The 18,406-nt window shown below is 39.3% G+C and carries 10 protein-coding genes; 7 read left to right on the top strand and 3 right to left on the bottom strand.

Annotated elements, in window-relative coordinates; translation table 11 throughout:
- The first annotated feature begins 318 nt into the window (after nt 1–318).
- Complete coding sequence (fsa, locus tag PVV65_RS03975) at nt 319–972, top strand: fructose-6-phosphate aldolase (RefSeq protein WP_273789299.1); 654 nt, start codon at nt 319–321, stop codon at nt 970–972.
- On the opposite strand, the gene PVV65_RS03970 is transcribed toward fsa, so the two are convergent.
- Both PVV65_RS03970 and leuS read right to left on the bottom strand, forming a co-directional pair.
- Entirely contained in the window at nt 969–1,562 is a 594-nt protein-coding gene (locus PVV65_RS03970) for an LPS assembly lipoprotein LptE (RefSeq protein WP_273789298.1), read from the bottom strand. The two genes, fsa and PVV65_RS03970, sit on opposite strands and share 4 nt — an antisense overlap.
- Nucleotides 1,549–4,203, bottom strand: coding sequence for a leucine--tRNA ligase (gene leuS / locus PVV65_RS03965; RefSeq protein ID WP_273789297.1), 2,655 nt, complete (start codon nt 4,201–4,203; stop codon nt 1,549–1,551). The genes PVV65_RS03970 and leuS overlap by 14 nt, the downstream gene beginning before the upstream one ends.
- A gap of 165 nt (nt 4,204–4,368) precedes the next feature.
- Here leuS and PVV65_RS03960 point away from each other — a divergent pair, with 165 nt between their 5' ends.
- From PVV65_RS03960 to PVV65_RS03935, 6 genes are all read left to right on the top strand, one after another.
- Nucleotides 4,369–5,058 (top strand): YggS family pyridoxal phosphate-dependent enzyme, encoded by a 690-nt coding sequence (locus tag PVV65_RS03960; protein ID WP_273789296.1) that lies wholly within the window; start codon nt 4,369–4,371, stop codon nt 5,056–5,058.
- Between the two features lie 1,080 nt (nt 5,059–6,138).
- A complete protein-coding gene (locus PVV65_RS03955) occupies nt 6,139–6,390 on the top strand; it encodes a hypothetical protein (protein WP_273789331.1) in 252 nt (83 codons plus the stop codon).
- Between the two features lie 652 nt (nt 6,391–7,042).
- The gene (gene acs / locus PVV65_RS03950) at nt 7,043–8,986 is read left to right on the top strand and encodes an acetate--CoA ligase (protein WP_273789295.1); all 1,944 of its coding nucleotides are present in this window, start codon (nt 7,043–7,045) and stop codon (nt 8,984–8,986) included.
- Nucleotides 8,987–9,459: 473 nt separating this feature from the next.
- Complete coding sequence (ftsE, locus tag PVV65_RS03945; RefSeq protein WP_273754926.1) at nt 9,460–10,119, top strand: cell division ATP-binding protein FtsE; 660 nt, start codon at nt 9,460–9,462, stop codon at nt 10,117–10,119.
- Nucleotides 10,112–11,065, top strand: a complete 954-nt coding sequence (locus tag PVV65_RS03940) for an ABC transporter permease (protein ID WP_273789294.1) — start codon at nt 10,112–10,114, stop codon at nt 11,063–11,065. Before ftsE ends, PVV65_RS03940 begins: the two co-directional genes overlap by 8 nt.
- 4 nt (nt 11,066–11,069) lie before the next feature.
- Entirely contained in the window at nt 11,070–11,732 is a 663-nt protein-coding gene (locus tag PVV65_RS03935) for a YdcF family protein (protein ID WP_273789293.1), read from the top strand.
- A gap of 1,331 nt (nt 11,733–13,063) precedes the next feature.
- Here the strand turns inward: PVV65_RS03935 and PVV65_RS03930 are convergent.
- Nucleotides 13,064–18,043, bottom strand: coding sequence for a type ISP restriction/modification enzyme (locus PVV65_RS03930; RefSeq protein ID WP_273789292.1), 4,980 nt, complete (start codon nt 18,041–18,043; stop codon nt 13,064–13,066).
- Between the last annotated feature and the right edge of the window lie 363 nt (nt 18,044–18,406).

The raw sequence follows: 18,406 nt of genomic DNA, 5'->3' as shown, positions 1-18,406 counted from the left end.
GGTGCGACAATGCTCGCTTATTTCCATAAATATAAAGCAATCACGATGCAAAGATGCCACTACACAAAAATGCTCATGTGCAATGAATCCTACGTCTTATGACAAGCAACGCCATGAAATAGGCATAGAAAAAATACGAAATCTTTCTTTACAGAAAGCAAATGCATGATGAACACCATGGCATCCTTTTTTGCATTCCTATTTTTATAGAGATGTTCATTCTTCCTCTTGCTTTTGCTGTCAACAATAGCGCATAACAAAAAAGCAAGATAAAATGTGAAAAGCTTTAAATAAAAAGCTAAAAGGAAGAGGCTAGAGATGAAATTTTTTGTGGACAGCGCCAATATTGAAGAAATCCGAGAATTACAGAATTTAAGCCTTGTTGATGGTGTGACCACCAATCCCTCTCTTATTCTAAAATCAGGACGCAATATTCTTGAAGTGACAAAAGAAATTTGTTCTCTCGTTAGTGGACCTGTTTCTGCTGAAGTTGCCGCAACGGAATTTGAAAACATCATGAAAGAAGCGGCTGTTTTAGCAAAGATTGCTGATAATATTTGCATCAAACTTCCTTTAACTCTAGATGGATTAAAAGCTTGTAAAGCCCTTACAGCAGAAGGACTAAAAACAAATCTCACCCTTTGTTTTTCTGCCAATCAAGCTTTACTTGCGGCCAAAGCAGGTGCAACCTTTGTTTCGCCTTTTATTGGAAGACTCGATGATTGCGGACTAAATGGAAGTGAACTCCTTCATGAAATTCGCACAATTTATGATAACTATAACTGTAAAACACAAATCTTAGCCGCTTCAATCCGCACCGTTAACCATGTCAAAGAAGCAGCCCTAAGTGGTGCTGACGTTGCAACAGTTCCACCCGCAATCTTAAAAGCCCTCGTCAAACATCCGCTTACAGATAAAGGATTGCAAATATTTCTCAACGATTGGCAAAAGACAGGACAAAAGATTGCCTAAGGACGAGAAGTTTTATTGGAAAGATCTCTAGAAAGTAATAAAAAAATCTGTTCAGCAAGCTCTTCTGCTACACGCTTTTTTGCATCTTCTTCTGCTTGCATCGTTGCATATTCTTGACGAAGTCGCTCAAAAGAGGCATTCATTATTGCTGTTCCTTTTGCAACAGGCCTATTTTTCATATCCTTCAAGGTATAGGAAGCTTTGCTCATAACAGTTCCAACAGAAGGTCGTCCCTTTCTTTTTTTCTCAAAATCAACGTCTATCTGCATCGATTCTCTTGTCAAGAAGGATATCTGCAATGCCAATTGATAAGCCGGTTGAGAAGGTTTACCCCCCTTTCCATACAACAAAAACAGCAGATGATTGCGTACCATTTGTCCAAAACGATCCGAAGGCTCTTCCACAACAATAGAGCTAAGCTTTTGTGCAAGCCCCAAAGAAGCTTGCTCAGAAGAGTACCCATAAACAGCAGAATTCATTGCGCTTAAACTCTGCGACTCTTGACGATAGAGTGGTTCAACTTTACACCCATACAACTGGGAACAGACACCCGCTAAAACGACAAGAATAAAACTTTTAAAGAACGACATTCACAATCCTTTGTGGAACAATAATGATTTTTTTCATAGGTTTTTCGCCCAGCTGCATCTGTACAAAATCTAAAGCCAAAACCGCTTCTTTAATCATGGTCTCATTCGCTGTTGCAGCAACGGTGACCTCACCACGTTTTTTGCCATTAATTTGCACTGGCAAAGTATAGCTTTCTTCAACGATCAATGCGGAATCATAAACAGGCCAAGCAAGTTCAGACATTAAAGTTTTCTCCCCTAAAGCCGCATGACATTCTTCCGCTAAATGCGGAATAATAGGTGCAATCATGGCAAGGAAAAAATCCATAGCTTGACGTAAAGCGGCCTTCATTTCATCCTCAACATCTGCCACCTTATTTAACAAAGGTACCATAATATTCAAGAATTCATAAAGGCGTGCAATAGCCCGATTAAAGGCAAATTTTTCTAAATCATCTTCGACAGCGTGGAGCGTGCGATGCGCTGCCTTTGACAGATCTAAAGCCGCTCCCTGATGCCCCGCACAAGGGGCCACATCCTTTAAAACAGAAGCACTCAACGCCACATGGCGCCAAACACGCTGGACAAAGCGATGCGCACCTTCAACACCCGATTCTGTCCAGATGACATCACGCTCAGGGGGAGAATCGGACAACACAAACCAGCGTACCGTATCAGCGCCGTAAGATGCAATAATATCATCAGGATCAACGACATTCTTTTTTGATTTTGACATTTTCTCAATCAAACCAATCATCACTTCGCTTTGATCTGTCAATTTATAAGCACACCGTTTTCCATCTTTTTCAACAATCGAAATTTCTGCTGGAGAAACCCATCCTTGATCATCGCGATAGGTTTCATGCACCACCATCCCTTGAGTAAAGAGCCCCTTAAAAGGCTCATCCACACTCACATGACCAACCAATTTCATAGCACGCATAAAAAAGCGCGCATAAAGAAGATGGAGAATCGCATGCTCAATTCCACCAATATATTGTTGCACAGGTAGCCATTCAGTGGTTGCTTGTTTTTCAACAGGTTCTGCGGCAAAAGGAGCCGTAAAGCGTGCATAATACCAAGAAGAATCCACAAAAGTATCCATGGTATCGGTTTCACGTTTGGCTATTTGACCACAGGAAGGACAAGCAACAGCTTGCCACCTTTCATGCCGTGCAAGAGGATTCCCCGGTTGATCAAAAGTAACATCATCAGGCAAAATAACCGGCAAATCAGCCCGTGGTACAGGCACAACGCCACACGTTTTACAATGGATCATCGGAATGGGGCAGCCCCAATAACGTTGACGCGAAATTCCCCAATCACGCAATCGAAATTGCACTGTTTTTTTTCCTTGTGGTTGCCCATTGAGCACTTGCCCCTCAAGCCTTTTGGTAACTTCTTCAAAGGCTTGTTGGGGTGTCAAACCATCTAAAAAGCGAGAGTTAATCATCACCCCATCACCAACATAAGGTGTTTCAGCAATAACAAAATTTTCTGCTTGCTCTCCTTTTGGCAAAACCACTGGTTTTATCGGAAGATCATATTTACGCGCAAAATCAAAATCTCTCTGATCATGGGCTGGACAGCCAAAAACAGCCCCCGTTCCATAGTCCATCAACACAAAATTAGCGATATAAACGGGAATATGCACTGTTGAATCAAAAGGATGCACCGCCACAAGCGATGTGCGAAATCCTTGTTTTTCCGCTGTTTCAAGAGCTGCAGTTGTCATTCCACCACTCCGACAACTTTCAATAAAAGCCGCCAAGGTTTTGTCTTTTTTTGCAAGAGATTGTGCAATAGGATGATCAACAGACAGAGCCAAAAAGGAAGCACCAAACAAGGTATCAGGACGCGTTGAATAACAAACAACCTCATTAAATGGCTCACAAACATCATGAGCATCCCTTGCATCATCAGCTGTTGCCTTTAAAGCCCAACGAATCAGCAAACCTTGGGATTTTCCAATCCAGTTTTTTTGCATTGTGCGCACTTTTTCTGGCCATTGATCCAGTTCTTCAAGCCCTGCCAAGAGATCTTCACTAAAGTCACTAATTTTGAAAAACCACTGGGTCAATTCACGTTGTTCCACCAACGCCCCAGAACGCCACCCCCGTCCATCCACAACCTGTTCATTGGCCAAAACAGTATGATCAACGGGATCCCAATTGACCTTAGCCACTTTACGCGCCACCAGCCCCTTTTGATAAAAATCAAGGAATAGCATTTGTTGGCGGTGGTAATAGTCCACATCACACGTTGCAAATTCACGCGCCCAATCAAGTGAAAGCCCTAATTGCTTTAATTGCCCACGCATGACGGCAATATTTTCATAGGTCCAAGTTTTAGGATGTACTTTACTTTGCAAAGCAGCATTTTCAGCCGGCATCCCAAAAGCATCCCAGCCCATAGGATGAAGCACATTAAAACCTTTCGCGCGTTTATAGCGTGCCACCACATCCCCCATAGCATAATTGCGCACATGTCCCATGTGAATACGGCCTGATGGATAAGGAAACATCTCTAAAACATAATATTTTTTACGGCAATTTTCCCCTACAGTCTGAAAAATTTTCCTTTCATCCCAAATTTCTTGCCATTTTTTTTCTCTCGCACGTGGATTATAGCGTTCACCTATCTTATAATGCTCAATTGTCATTCCCATGGTACTCTTTTAATAAAACTAAACCAAAAACTTGTTTTATTATGCTTGACCATGGATTAACCTCATCGTCAACATTTTCGTGCAATATTTCCCTAAGTATTTTATAAAAATAACCAACCCCTGAATAATACTTGAATAAAAACGGTAAAGCACAAAAATATGGATACACACACGCTCCCCCAAGCTTCCTCCACTGAAGCATTGCAAAACCTTAAAAAAGACATTGCAACACTATGTCAAGAGCTACAACGCCCCGTGGAAGAAGTTGAACTTATCGCTGTTTCAAAAACTGTTTCTACTGATGATATACGTCCCCTTTTGCAAGCCGGTCACTCTCAATTTGCAGAAAATCGTGTACAAGAAGCAGCACAAAAATGGCTGGGATTACGTCAACAATTTGAAAATATTAAACTTCATCTCATCGGTCCCTTACAATCCAATAAAGCCGCTGAAGCTGTTAAAATTTTTGATGTCATTCAAACGGTTGATCGTGAAAAAATAGCCAAAATTTTGAGTATAGAAATGCAAAAACAACAAAAACATCTTCCCTGCTATGTTCAGGTTAACATTGGCTTAGAACCGCAAAAGAGTGGTGTTGCCCCACAAGAAGTAGCCCCTTTTGTTTCTCAATGCAAAAACAACTATGGACTTGATATCATTGGTCTGATGGCCATCCCCCCTATCGAGGAAAATCCTGGTCCCTATTTCGCCCTCTTAGCAAAACTCGCAAAACAAGCAGAACTCCCAAAGCTTTCCATGGGCATGTCTAATGACTTTAAAACAGCTTTACAATTTGGCTCGAATGTCCTTCGCATTGGCTCTGCTTTATTTGGCAAGCGCCCTGTGTAAAGCAATTTCCTCCCATATATAAATTCCCCTTGAAAACTCTACGAACAAGCAAAAAACAACAGGAATAAGAAAGATATTTCCCTCAAACTCAAAAAAGCACAACTCTAACAGAAAAATTCCCGTTTCTCTTTCATCCCATAAGTAAAAGGAACAAAAAAACTGCTCTTCCTAAACTTCTCACCAGCACATCCTTAACCCATAACATGGCTTCAAAACAGCTCTGCTTTAATTTTCACGGTTCTTCACCTTGGCTCTACTTCGCCCCCTCTGATCACCACTCCACCAAAAGCACCTTTAAAAAAAGAGCTCCTGAATATACCTGAATATAAAAGTAAAATAATAATAGGTGCGTTGCGCATAAATGAAAAAAACTGTCGTAGAATAAATAATCGCAAAAAAAACATTCAAAACGATTATCGTAATAATTTCCATTAAAAACCAAGAATTCTCTTAATTTCCTCAACACGCGTAAACAATTTCTCCACATACCAATAACGTAAAGTAAGCCAAAAGAAGCTTAGATCTATCAACATAGCACTTCAATTCTCTTACTAAGTCACTTGAGCACAATAAGCACCTCAAATGCCAAAGCGAACATAAAAAACAGTGCTAAATAACATGATAGCAATCATAAAGACAACGCGATAGCGCAGAGACTTTTTTCACACTGCAAGAAGCAAGAGGCAACCAACAATTGCTAAAAAAGGCATTAACCCCATTCACACATACACACAATAACAACACAACGGAGTTCAATTATAAATATGTTTCTTTATTATAAAATTATAACTCAAAAAAAAATATCAGGTGCAATTTTTATAAACTTAAAATTTAATTAAGAAAAAACAATGATGTTATTCTTATATTTTTTAAATATTATAAATGATATTTTTATCTATACATAATATATTTATTATTTATACAGAATTTTTATTGTCATTTTTAAAATTTATTTTTTTATACTGTTTTTAATAGAGATAATTCAAGTTGGCGCCCATTGCACAAATTTTGCATAACACAGTGGGCTTCGAAAGGGGTTTTATGATAACAGTCCATTCTTATACGGAAGAGAGGATTAAAATGGGCAGTTCAAGTTTATCACATGCTTCACATGGTGTAATAAATTTCTGGGGAGAATATAATACTGGTGGTTATATCTCGAATTCAAGTAAAGATGCACTCTTTAGTGCAGGTGCAACAACGGTAGGCGTTGGATTGGCAAATGTTGTTTTTCCGGAAATATCAAGATCTATAAAAGCAGCTGTAACAGCAGCCTATGGAAGAGGAGCAGTTGCAGATCTTTTCTCTACAGCCAAGGAGTGTCACAAGTAAACTCAAGAAGTATTATTTTAATTTATAGATAATAACCAAGCAAGATATCTCTGAAGTTAGGAGCCTGAGAAGCATTTATTTAATAAGAGTAAAATAACTGTCTGATAGCTATGGATAACATAGTTTTCAGAGATATTTATTATGGATTGCATTTTATAGTCATGATTTTGCTATAATAAATATTCATTTATGAAATTGTAATAATGTTTTATTGTTTTATTTTTATCTATCTATACGAATATTATCAAATTATTTTTTGTACGAAATTAAAAACTATCTATAATAATAGGATTATTTATAGGAATTATATTTCTATTTCTGATATTTTATGTAGATAATTTTATTTATATTAATATTTATTAAATTTATTCTTAAAAAACACTCTCATTTTCCCTTCTTTTTTATATGATATTTTTTTAATGTCTTTAATGTTTTTATAAAAAGCTCTCTACCACAATAGGCTCTGCCGCATTTAAGCATCCTAAAGAAGCATAAAATACGCTCTTCAATATTATCACATCAGATTTTAAAATTGACTATTCCAATCTTTGTCATTTAATCTACCCTCAAAATGAAAAGCTTATGGGGAAGTTTTGCCTAAAGATACTATGGCTCATTTTCTCTACAATAAATAAATGAAAAGAGGGAACTTATGTCTGAAAAAATTTATCCAATATCAGATGATATTAAAAAAAATGCTCTCATCGATGAAGAAACTTATCAAAAATGGTATCAAGAAAGCATCAATGATCCAGAAAGCTTTTGGGCAAAACACGGTGAATGTATTGAATGGTTTAAACCTTTTACAAAAGTAAAAAATACGTCTTTTAATGATGATGTATCAATTAAATGGTACGAGGATGGAATAACAAATGTTGCCTATAATTGCATTGATCGCCACCTGAAAAACCATGGAGATAAAATCGCTCTGATTTGGGAAGGAGATAATCCCTATCATGATAAAAAAATAACCTATCACGAGCTTTATGAACATGTTTGTCGTCTTGCCAATCTCTTGAAAAGTCGTGGCATTAAGAAAGGGGATAAAGTAACCATTTATCTTCCCATGATTCCCGAAGCAGCCTATGCCATGCTTGCTTGTGCCCGCATTGGTGCTGTTCATTCGGTTATTTTTGCAGGCTTTTCTGCTGAGGCGATAGCAGGACGCCTTGTTGACTGTGAATCAACCTTCATTATTACCGCTGATCACGGCTTGCGTGGAGGCAAAAGAATTAACTTAAAAGACAATGTTGACCATGCCATTAAGATTGCTGCCCGTCAAAATGTGTATGTTGACCAAGTCATGGTCATACGGCGAACTTGTGGACCAATTGATTGGGTAGAGGGACGTGATTTTTGGTATCATGAAGAAATCGCTCATACCAAAACAGACTGTCCAGCAGAACCCATGAATGCTGAAGATCCGCTTTTTATTCTTTATACTTCCGGCTCTACAGGCAAACCCAAAGGTGTTTTGCATACCACAGCGGGCTATCTTATTTATGCCGCGATGACCCACAAATATGTTTTTGATTATCATCTGGGTGAAGTTTACTGGTGTACAGCCGATATTGGTTGGATTACGGGGCATTCTTATTTAGTTTATGGACCTTTATGCAACGGTGCAACCACTTTAATGTTTGAAGGCACACCAACCTTTCCTGATAAGGGAAGATTTTGGGAAATTGTCGACAAACACAAAGTCAATACGCTCTATACGGCACCAACCGCTATCCGCGCCTTAATGGGAGCGGGAAATTCATTTGTTGAACGCTCGAAAAGAACTTCCTTACGTCTACTAGGAACCGTAGGTGAACCAATTAATCCAGAAGCATGGGAATGGTTTTATCACACTGTTGGCAATGATCATTGTCCAATTCTCGATACATGGTGGCAAACAGAAACAGGGGGACATATGATTACACCTTTGCCTGGAGCAATACCCCTCAAAGCAGGATCAGCCACACGTCCTTTTTTTGGTGTTTACCCCCAAATCGTTGACGCTGAAGGCAATGTTTTAGAAGGTGAAGCAGAAGGCAATCTTTGTATCAGCGATTCATGGCCTGGACAAATGCGCACGCTTTATAAGGATCACGAGCGTTTTATTCAAACCTATTTTTCCACCTATAAAGGAAAATATTTTACAGGCGATGGCTGTAAGCGCGATAGCGATGACTATTATTGGATTACAGGACGGGTTGATGACATTCTCAATGTCTCAGGGCACAGGTTAGGAACTGCGGAAATTGAATCTGCCCTTGTTTTGCACCCTGCTGTATCAGAAGCCGCTATTGTTGGTTACCCTCATCCCATTAAAGGACAAGGAATTTATAGTTTTGTCACTCTCATGGAAGGCAAAACATCCAGTGACCAATTGCGGAAAGAGCTTATTCAACATGTCAGAAAGGAAATAGGCTCCATTGCTATCTTGGATAAAATTCAGTTTGCTCCGCAACTTCCCAAAACGCGATCAGGAAAAATTATGAGACGTATTTTACGCAAAATTGCTGAAAATAATTTCGATAATTTAGGAGATATTTCAACCCTTGCCGAACCACAAGTTGTTGAAGATCTGATTGCCAATCGACAAGATTAAAGAAAGACGACAAAATACAATATACGGTGGTTTTTGTTTTTCGCACAAATATCTCGACATTGTTATGAAAACCACCGATGAGAAGAAAAAATTCCAAATGGGAATATGCTCTTCATGGAAATATGCATATGAATTAAGAAAATAAGATAAAAAGAGCAACTGAGCTTTTTAAAATTGCCTTTTTAATGGTTTCAAGCCTCCTCAATGCAAAAAAGTCTCTGGAGAAGAAGGAAAGATAATTCTGATGTTTATACTAGAATCACTTTGAATTTCCTGCTAAAATCATAAATAAAGGGAGAAAGAGCAAGTATAAATAATAATATTTTTGAGCAAGAATATTTATCGATAACAAAAGCGCAGAAAAAGCCATGAAATTTAAAATGAACAAGCTTACAGCAAAAGCCTAACGCAATGAAAAGGAAAAAATTTTTAGAATAAATGCTACAAGATAAAATCAGGAGTAAGAACAAAAAGTGATTCATTTTGAAAATGTTGGTCTGCGTTATGGAATGGGCCCAGAGGTCCTTCGCGATATTAGCTTTCATATTCCTGCTGGCTCATTTCAATTTCTCACGGGGGCCTCTGGAGCGGGTAAAACATCATTGATGCGTCTGATGTTTTTGGCACTCAAACCAACGCGTGGTCATATTGATTTATTTGGAACAGACACAGCTTTACTCAAACGACAAGAGCTCCCAGCTCTGCGACAACGTATTGGTGTGGTTTTTCAAGATTTTCGTCTCCTTGACCACATGACCACTTATGAAAATGTCTCTTTGCCCTTACGCATTAAAGGGCAAGAAGAAGCAACCTACCGCAGTGAAGTAGAAGATCTTCTCTGTTGGGTAGGTCTTGGGGATCAGATTCATGTTTTACCACCGGTTCTTTCCGGTGGGGAAAAACAAAGAGTCGCCATTGCGCGCGCGCTTATTGATCAGCCTGAAATCCTTCTTGCGGATGAACCAACAGGAAATGTCGATCCGCCCTTAGCAAAACGCCTGCTACGTTTGTTTATTGAATTAAACCGTTTTGGAACGGCTGTAATCATTGCCACCCATGATATCGCCTTAATGGAACAAGTTGCAGCACGACGTATGCTTCTCCATAATGGACGGATGACGATTCATGAATAAATTTTTCTCCATTTTTACCAGCAATAAAAAAAACACAACGGCGATTATTCCCAGTAGCAACATTTCTGGGCAAGCGCTGGTTGCCGTGATTGCTATTATGACATTTCTCTCAAGCCTCACCTTAATTGGTGTTGATTTAATCCAGCGCTCTGCCAAAAATTGGAGCAATCAAATTAGCTATGAAGCCACAATACAAATACGCCCCATTGACAATGTTGATATCAACAAAGCACTTCATGATGCAGTAACATTGGTTAAAACCTTTTCTGGTGTACAAGATGCAAAAATTGTTGACCAAAACGCCACCGAAAAGTTACTCGAACCATGGCTTGGAACAGGTTTTAATTTAAACGAATTGCCCCTTCCCCGCCTTATCATTGTCACCTTAAAAGAAGATGAAACAATCAATTTTCCCGCCATCAATCATGCCATTAAAACCCAAATTCCAGGCGGTCAATTTGATGATCACCGTGTTTGGGTCCATCGTTTTGCAACCATGGCATACACCACTGTTTTCATTGGTTTTTCAATTTTAGCATTGGTTTTAGGCTCTCTTATCCTCACCATCATTTTTGCCACGCGCAATGCATTGGCAGAAAATGCCCATATTATCAATGTGTTATATTTTCTTGGTACTGAAACTCTTTTCATTGCGCGTCAATTTGACTGGCATTTTTTTAAAACTGCTCTGCGCGGTGCTTTATATGGTGGTATCACAAGTATATTTCTGTTTTCGTCCCTTTGTCTTTGGACAAATTATAACTTAGGAAAAGCAGAAGCTAGCCAAGTAACCGCTTTATTTGGACATATTTCCATAAATTCCATTCCTTATGGAAAAATTATTCTCCTGATTATTTTTGTTTCTTTTCTCACCACTTTGACAAACCGCATGACTATTTTAGCGCAACTGAAAAAAATTGATCAATGTGAAAACGGTTTATTTTAATTTTATGACTCACAACAGCTCCAACTCATTGATGCAACACGATTTAGAACGTCCTATTTCAAAACAGCTCCATAGCTGGTCTCCCCGCTGTTTATTTCGCTATTTTCCACCCACAACCCTTACTCTTGCGGTCATTGTTTTCATTTTTTGGGGTGGTTTTATTATTTTTTCTGAAAAAACCGAACGGCTTTTCCCTCCAACGCCTCTTCCCAAAGCCGATGCCATCATCGTGCTTACAGGCGGAGAACACCGAATAGAAACAGGACTTCATCTCTTACAAAAAGGACTTGGTTCACGACTCCTCATCAGTGGTGTAAACACTTCAACCAATCTAAGGGGTTTTATGCATAATATGCATATTAGCCCACAGCTTATCTCCTGTTGTATTGATATTGGGCATCAAGCAGTTAACACCAGAGGAAACGCCGAAGAAAGCGCCGCTTGGATTAAAAAGCACCACTATAAAACCCTTTATATTGTCACCCATGATTACCACATATGGCGCTCAATGCGTGAACTTAAATATCTCATGCCCGATATCCATTTCATTGCTTACCCTGTGAAAAAGAGTGATGCTGACAGTACAATACAACAGATTAAGCAAGCCCGCATTCTTATAATCCAATATATTAAAACGCTCCAAGTCTATATCAGAACCGCCTTCTGATCTGTTCCTCCTAGTCCTTTACTCTTGTGACCTTGCTGCCTTTTGACCACTTCCTAGTGTCTTCTCCATACCCCTCGAGTTACCGCCATAAAAGCACAACAAAGCTTCCCCTCATACAAAGCAGAACACTCCAAGAAACGTATCACTATCTTACACATTCATCCCGAGACATCTCTTACATCCCAAACATTATCCCACACATATATATACCATGCTTAATATAAAAACAGCTCTTGTAAATAAAACTCCCCAGACAGCTATAAGATCTCCAAAGTTGTTATAGAGATCTATCGCCCTCTCTTTACGTTTCATAAAAAATGCAAACCACCCCATCCTATATTTTGCCCGCTCCTCATATGACAATAACTCTTAAGCCACTTGGAACGATCGGTAAGGGGCATGCTTTACGCCCTTTTTAAACACTAACATGCCAATCTCATATGACATGCAAGAAAGTAATTTTAATAAATTTAAAATGAGAAAAATTTATGATCCTTAGATTTTTCATTCAACAGAGAAAACATTAAACGATCATTATAAGTCAATAGATGAACAACAATCTCTTTATTCTATAAAGCATCTTCATGAGAGCATTTTAGATCATAGATAGAAATAAGCTCAAAACGCACACCACCACAAACATCCCACACACTTCATAGCAATCTTTTTTTAAATCATTTCCCTTTCTAAGATCCCTTTTTATTTGGTTTTCTCCCCACAAATCTATAAACAATAACAGTCTAGATTTTTGTCTAATGCGCCCCCCTACTCACTTCCAATCACACCCGCTCAAAAGACAGATTGCATGAGAGTTATAACTTCATCCCCGCATCTCAAAAGAGAAAGATTCCTATCAGCAATGGTTTGTAAACAGTCCACTTTCTCTAAACAAGCTCTGCTCGACTTCCCCATTTATAGGATTTACGCTCATAAAGTGCGATAAACAAACTTCACCTGAGAATATTCACCCCTGTTGCTAAAACTCCTGTTGCTAAAACTCATGTATCAAAATTTTAGCTGTCTTATTGCGCAGGATATTTTATTCTCACCAAGACAAATCCTCTTCATCTTAAAAGAAGAGCCTTAAATACCGTAAAATTCCCTCTTTTCAAATCTATTCTCTGTTGAATCAATCAAAACTGTTTTGTTTGCACATCACAGGAAAAGAGAACCTGCGTAGCATAAAACTGTCCCAAAATAGCATGCCTCTTATGAAAAGTCTCAAGTGCCAAGGGCTCATCGCAAAATTGGGGACAGTGGATGATAGTTCCGACTTGGATCACACTCCCTTAAAGAAGAGTGTTTTATCACCGCCCCCAAAAACTCTCATTTTACCGCACAATGGACAATTGAACCTTTTCGGACAACTGAACCTTTTCAGTTTCTCGCACTTCCAATTTTGGAAGATTACGCACAATTTTCATGGTTTCTAAGCTTACCGTAATAACCCGTTGAAACAATTCCAAAGGATAAGCTGGATTACCCACCGTCTCAACAGCATAACGATTAGCATCATTAACAATGCCGCTTGCCTTATCTGTTTTGACAATCTGCCGCTCCATCACCCATTCAAGAGCAGGCCTGCCATTGACCACATAATCATAAGCTTCAAGAGGAATATTTTGCATCGTAATATTGCTATTATAAACCACAGTGCTTTTATCAATAGCCCCACGCTTACCCGCAAATTTCATCGCTTGAACACGATAAAAACTCTCCGCGTCAGCAATCACCCAAGTTTTTGGATCACCTTGTTTATAGGTCACCGGATAGGGCTCAACCTCTTCATAATTCATATGCAGATCACCAAGCTTTCGCCCCGCTGTCACAAAAGCCCAAAAGTCTTCTACTTTTTTGACCGTTGGAATCCGTGGCAATTCTTTAGACAGATTATGCGCATAACGCGCACAGTAATCCTCAGAATGCAAAATTCCATAAACATAATAAAACAAATCATCTTTTGTAATTACTTCACCAGGATAAGCTGCTTTAAAATATGCCAACCCTTCATCCGTGAGTGCATCACGCCGCTGTAAACCAGATTTTTTTCTGCCTTCTGCAAAATTTGCAAATAAATGAACCTGATCTTCCTTTTTACCTCCTAAAGACTCAGAATCTTCATAAACATACCGTGGAAAACATTGTCCAGTATCCATTGTATGAAGATTAGACAAATTCTTAGTCATAAGAACAGAAAAACCACTGCTTGCTCCAACTCCTGTAACTTGTATCACCCTATTTTCAAACGCTTGTTTCATCAGAAATATCCGTGGCATTTGATATATTCTCTCATTAAAAGCGCGATTATAATAGAGCCACTGTCGTGTAAAAGGACGATAAAGACTCTGAACTAAACAATCACTTTTAAACTCGAAAAACTTCCCTCTTACTAATTCTTCTTTAAGACCACTGCTCCAACTGATTTTTTTAGCATCTGTATTGACAAAATCATTTACAGCATTTGCACGCACTTTGCGGTTAGAATGTCCATACGCAACATTAAAACGCTGGACTTCACTATTATAAAAAGAAATCATATTGCTCATATTATTGGCTAGAGTTTCACAACTTGAATTATTTGCCCAAGCATCACGACCAGTTTGTATACCACGAGAAAAAGTGTTAAATAGCTTTTTATTGCTACCCTTTTTATCACCTAAGGCTAAAAATTTCTCAAAATCACTGTTGCGCTGATTCAACCAATCGCCATGCTCATCTGGTGTAATCATCTGCCAACCATGTTCATTCTTGATACCACTAATGCAGCCCAATCGCTTAAGCTCATAGAGTTTCTCTTTTGTCGTGAGATTATTACCAATATCATGATAATAAATTTTACAAGGTCTTGTGGCATTGGGATTTTTAACAAACAGCGTCACCGCAATTCCTGTCATGCTGCCACTACCGAAAACATTTTGCCCTTCTTGCGCACGCCCTTTACTCAAAATATTTTTACGAATATCACCCCGCAAATTGAGAACATAAAGACTCGAGAACTCTTTACTCAATTCTTTTCGTAAGCCATTCGTAGAATATCCATTGATAAAACCTGAATTTGTCACAAAACCAATCACACCACAGTCTTTTATGCGATCACTTGCCCAACGAATAGCACGAATATAACTGTCATAAAGTCCATTAACATTGCTCGCTTTAGATTGAGCAGCATAAGTTTCACGAATACGACAATCCAATTTTGGATAGCCAATATTTTGTGCATTGTCGTTTTCATTTTTTTGTCCAGAAGAATAAGGAGGATTGCCCACGATAACACGAATATCGAGCTCCTTCTGGCGTGACCTGCGGGTGCTGTTAGCCACCAACAAATCACTTATCAAATCTTTATCTTGTTCATAAAGCTGAAATGTATCGGTCAGACAAATTCCCTCAAAGGGAACATAATCACCGCCCATCAAACCATGATAAGTTGTCTCAATATTAATAGCTGCAATATAATAGGCTAAAAGCACAATTTCATTGGCATGAATTTCATGACAAAATTTGTGCTTCATTTCTTCTGGTTTTATCAAGCCTGATTGTAAAAGCCGTGTGATAAAAGTCCCCGTTCCGGTAAACGGATCCATGATGTGCACACCCGAAGAACCAAGCGTTTGGCCAAATTCTTGCTCTAAAACATCATTGACAGAATGAATGATAAAATCCACCACCTCAACGGGGGTATAAACAATGCCTAGTTTTTCGACCGTGCGTGGAAAAGCATAACGGAAAAATTTATCGTAAAGCTCTATAATTAACCTCTGCTTTGCTTGTGGATCGGTAATGCCACTAGCGCGTAATTTTACACTGGCGTAAAATTTCTCAAGATCTTTGGATTCCTTATCAAGATTGGCTTCATCAAGCACATCAAGCATCTGTTGCATAGCACGCGAGACAGGATTTTCACGCGTAAACTGATAGCCTTCAAACAACACCTGAAAAACAGGACGCGTAATGATATGTTGTGCCAACATCTCAATCGCATCAGCCTCTGTAATCGTATTGTTTAAGTCATCACGCAGTTCTGCTAAAAACTGGTTAAAAGCTTGACGCGCCCTCGTGTCTGGCTCTGCCAGAATCCCTGTTAAGCGCGTGATATGATTCTTAGCAATTTCCGCAATATTGCTCGCCCAGTCCTCCCAATAATCACGCGTACCGCATTTTTTAACGATCTTTGCCATGATCGCACGCGAAAGCTCATCCACAGAGAAGGAAAGTTGCCCTTTGTTCTCATCTGTAAAAAGGAAATCACGCTCAGGACTTCCAATGCCCGATCGTGCTGGTTGTGAGCGAACCGGAAGATTGTCGACAACGGCCGTCACAGCTTGTAACTCAGTACTCTGTGTCACCCCAATAATCTCAATCATATTGCTGATATCTTGCCCTAGAGATGCCTTATTAATTGTCGCATCAAAACGATCATCATGCGCACGCAAAGCATTTAAAATTTGCCAAACAACCCGATATTTTTCATTGTTATTCAAAGCTTGTTCCACTGGAATCCCAGAGGGAATGCCTATTGGCAGAATAACATACCCCATCTTTTTACCCTCAGAGCGACGCATCACCCGTCCAACCGATTGGACAACATCAATCTGACTCTTGCGTGGATTTAAAAACATGATAGCATCAAGAGCTGGAACATCGACCCCTTCAGACAAACAACGAGCATTGGTCAAAATACGACAAACATCATCCCCGCTCTCAGCTTTTAACCAATCAAGAAGAGCACCACGATCTTTGGCATTGAAAGTGCCATCAACATGTTCCACTTCACATTTTAGAAATGGCTCTTTTTCGATGTTCTCTTTCGTATACTCAAGATACTCTTTAACAACCGCAGAAAATTCATCGCGAACTACTTTAGAACTTTGAATAGTTTTACAAAACGCCAAAGCACGATGCATGGGATAGAGATCCGTGCCAATATCAGGCTTGATATCTTGTTTTGTCAGCGCCTTATAACAGCCGATAATTTTCGTGGCATCATCCAAAACAAGCTCAGACTTGTCATCACTAAGACGCTTTTGAACAGCGGAACTTACTAGTTTTTCATCCATTGCTAAAACAATAACCTTATAGTCCGTTAAAAGATTATTTTGTACAGCCCAAGAAAAACCCCGATAAAAAAGTGTTTTGCCAAACAGCTTTTCATCATCCATCGAAGCAAGAACGGCATTCACTTCATGTGCACGACTTTTTACATTATCACCAAAAATGCGTGGTGTCGCTGTCATATAAAGACGTTTCTTGGCACGAATAATATCGTTGGAATGCACCTTAACAAAATTGGATTCATCCTCTCCCACCAGCGTTGCACCTGTTGTACGGTGCGCCTCATCACAAATGATAAGATCAAATGTTGGGAAACCATAATTTTTCTGCGCATCAGAAACCACCTGAAGAGATTGATAGGTTGCAAACACCACGCTCATCTTATCTGCAACACTCTTCTTTGCCTGTTCTGCAAGTTTTGCCGCATCGGTTGTCGCCGGAAAAGCAAGATCAAACACATCAATTTCAGCAACATCATGCGTATTTTTACGACGCTTTCCCACTTGTGTATCAGAACAAACCGCAAAGGAACGTAAATCAATTTCAGCATCAGTTGTCCATTCACGCACCGTCTGTGACATCAGTGCCAAGGAGGGCACAAGAAACAAAACAAACTTTCCTTGACCGGCTAAATCCTCAGCAATCTTAAGACTGGTAAATGTCTTCCCCGTCCCACAAGCCATAATGAGCTTACCCCGATCAGCCTGAGCAAGCCCCGCACGCACAAAACGCAATGCCTCCCCCTGATGGGGACGGAGTTTCTTTTTACCCTCCAGCGCAATGGTGCCTCTAGCTGCAAAAGTCTCCCAACGGATTGGACTTTTTTGCATATCGGAAAGATTGATCCGTGTAACGGGAATTTTTTGCCCCTGTATCATTGTTTCAGCATTGTCAGTCCAAGCATTTAGTGTACTATCTACGATCACACGCCGCTGAAACGGTTCTTTCCCTGATGCAGAAATAAAACTATCAATATCTGCTTTTTTAATCCGATAGGATTCCTCATAAAATTTACATTGAATTGCTGCAAAACCATCTTCATGACGAAGCTTTGCCACCAGATCAATACCGGTATCACGACCATCATGGCCATTTTCATGTGCCCAATCTTTAAAAGTTTGAACCTTTTCATAACACTGAGACTGGAGAGGGTCATGGGTCAGATAAGCAAGAGCAAAACGCTCAAAATACGTCCCCTTATCCCGTTCGGTACGCGCTTCCTCACGATATGTCTGTAAAAGCGATTGTAGCGTCGTCATGCTTTTTCCCCAATGAAAAATACCCTCAATTATCGAATCTAGACCAATTCGTCACTGCCTCTTGTATTTTCCCCAAAAGGTTTAAAATGTCTTAATTTTAAGATGTTCTTTCTATCCTTGACGACATAATATGAGCAAATCTCTTTTCCCCTCCCAAACTATATGATGAATTGACTGATGTCTCCTCTCTTATGGAAATAAAAGGAAAGTGTGATGATTTTGAAAATTTTTTTTTGCCTTTTGTAAAAAGACACAATAAAGCGAGCAATAATTTTAGGATTGAGCTTAAAAAATGAGAGGGGGGAAATGGACACGACACCTGCAAACACACAAGACATAAAGGAAGAAACCCCGCACACAAAA

Source organism: Bartonella sp. ML70XJBT (assembly GCF_028618425.1).
Lineage (GTDB): Bacteria > Pseudomonadota > Alphaproteobacteria > Rhizobiales > Rhizobiaceae > Bartonella.
This window is presented reverse-complemented; position numbering and strand designations above follow the sequence as displayed.